This is a genomic window from Acidithiobacillus ferriphilus, assembly GCF_018854775.1.
Classification (GTDB): Bacteria; Pseudomonadota; Gammaproteobacteria; order Acidithiobacillales; family Acidithiobacillaceae; genus Acidithiobacillus; species Acidithiobacillus ferriphilus.
This window is the reverse complement of the sequence record NZ_JAAZTY010000232.1, coordinates 1-2,083: the sequence shown is the minus strand read 5'-3', so window position 1 is coordinate 2,083 and position 2,083 is coordinate 1. Positions and strand designations below refer to the sequence as shown.

Annotated in this window: 1 protein-coding gene; it reads left to right on the top strand. The window is 58.1% G+C overall.

Going from position 1 to position 2,083, the window contains the following annotated elements; all coding sequences use genetic code 11:
- On the top strand, positions 1–2,083 hold a 2,083-nt coding region (locus HF921_RS12745), incomplete at both ends, for an efflux RND transporter permease subunit (protein ID WP_215893948.1).

Genomic DNA, 2,083 nt, shown 5'->3' with positions numbered 1-2,083 from the left:
AACGGCACCGCCGTTCTCTGCTTTTCATGCTGGTGGTGTTGGTGCTGGCGGGTTTGTTGGTGGCGTTGAAAATGCCCGTGGCCCTGTTCCCGGATATCACCTTTCCGCGCATCGTGGTTTCCGCAGATTCTGGCAATATGCCCATCGCGCAAACACAAGTTGCCGTCACTCGCCCGCTGGAGCAGGCCCTGCGCGCAGTGCCTGGCGTCCAGCGCATTCGTTCCACCACGGCTCGGGGCGCGGCGGAGATCTCCGTGCAGTTTGCCTGGGGTACCAACATGACTTCGGCCCTGCTGCAGGCGGAGTCGGCCGTCAATCGCGCACTCCCGAGGCTGCCGCCCAATACCCGCTTCAGCGCCCGGCGCATGGACCCGACGGTTTTTCCCATCCTCGGTCTTTCCCTGACTTCCGATCGCCTTGATTCTGTGGCCTTGCGCCATTATGCCTACTATGACTTGCGCCCCTTGCTGTTGGCTGTCCACGGCGTAGCGCAGGTGGATATTCAAGGCGGTGCGCAGGCAGAATATCAGGTGATCGTTGACCCCATGCGCCTGCAAAGCTACGGCCTGAGTCTCACTGATGTAGAACATGCCCTCGCCAATAGTAATATCATTACTGCGGTGGGACGTCTTCAGCGCCATTACCGCCTTTACCAGATCCTCAGCGAAAGTCCCCTGAAAAATGCTCGGGATATCGGCCACACCATCCTCAAAACCGGCGCCGACGGCGTGGTGGATCTCAGTGATGTGGCGCAAATCCACCCCGGCATAGTTCCCCAGTGGACCACAGTCACCGCCAATGGCAAGCCTGCAGTGTTGGTTAACGTCAAACAGCAACTCGGAGCCAATACGGTGGCGATTGACCGTGCCATACGTACTTTGTTGCGTCAAAACGTCGACAGCATCCCGGCCGGAGTAAAAATCAGCACCTGGTATGACCAGAGCCAGTTGATCACGGCGGCCGCATCCAGTGTCCGGGATGCGATTTTTATCGGAGCCGCACTGGCTGCACTGGTGCTCCTTGCTTTCCTCCGTAATCTGCGGCTGACCTTCATCGTTGCCATCGTCCTGCCCAGCGTGTTGCTGGCCAGTGTGCTGATTCTCTATGTGCTTCATCAGAGTTTTAACATTATGACGCTGGGCGGTATGGCAGCCGCGGTGGGGTTGGTGGTGGACGACGCCGTAGTCATGCTCGAACATATTATGCGGCGCATCAGCGAACACCCTGGGGAGCGTGTGCCGGTGCTGCATTCCGCGTTGGAAATGAGTAAGCCGCTGGCGGGTTCTTCGGCAGCGACGATCGTTATCTTCGCGCCGCTGGCCTTTTTGTCCGGGGTGACCGGGGCTTTTTTCCAGGCACTGGCCATCTCCATCTCCGCCGCGCTGATTATTTCCTTTCTGGTCGCCTATCTGGCGGTTCCCATTCTGGCGGATGTGTTGCTGACCAGTCGGGATGCCGAAAGGGCCGAGCGGCCGGGTCGCCTCCTGGGCTGGACCAGTTTGCATTATGGCCGAGTGCTGGAGAAACTCTTGCGACGTCCCATACTGCTAGTACCTATTTTGTTCGCTTTTCTGGCCCTTGGGGGCTGGTCCTATACCCAGGTGGGCAGCGGTTTTATGCCCTCCATGGACGAGGGAGGCTTCGTTCTCGACTACAAGGCGGCCCCTGGCACTTCCCTCGCCGAAACCGACCGTTTGCTGGACCAGGTGCAACAGATTTTGGCTAAGACACCGGAGGTGGCGAGCTATTCCCGGCGCACGGGCCTGCAATTGGGGGGCGGTATTACGGAGGCCAATACCGGAGACTTCTTTATTCGCTTGAAATCTCATCGCAGTCGCAATATCTGGCAGGTAATGCAGAATGTACGCGACAAAATTAACAAGCAAGTGCCCGGTCTGCGGGTAGAGACCGGACAGTTGATGGAGGATCTGATCGGTGATCTTACCGCCGTACCACAACCTATAGAAATCAAGGTGTTCGGTGCGAATCCCCAGACGTTGGAAAAAGTCGCAGGACAGGTGGCGCAGCGTATCGGGAAAGTATCGGGTGTGGCGGAGGTCTTTAACGGTGTGACCATTGCCGG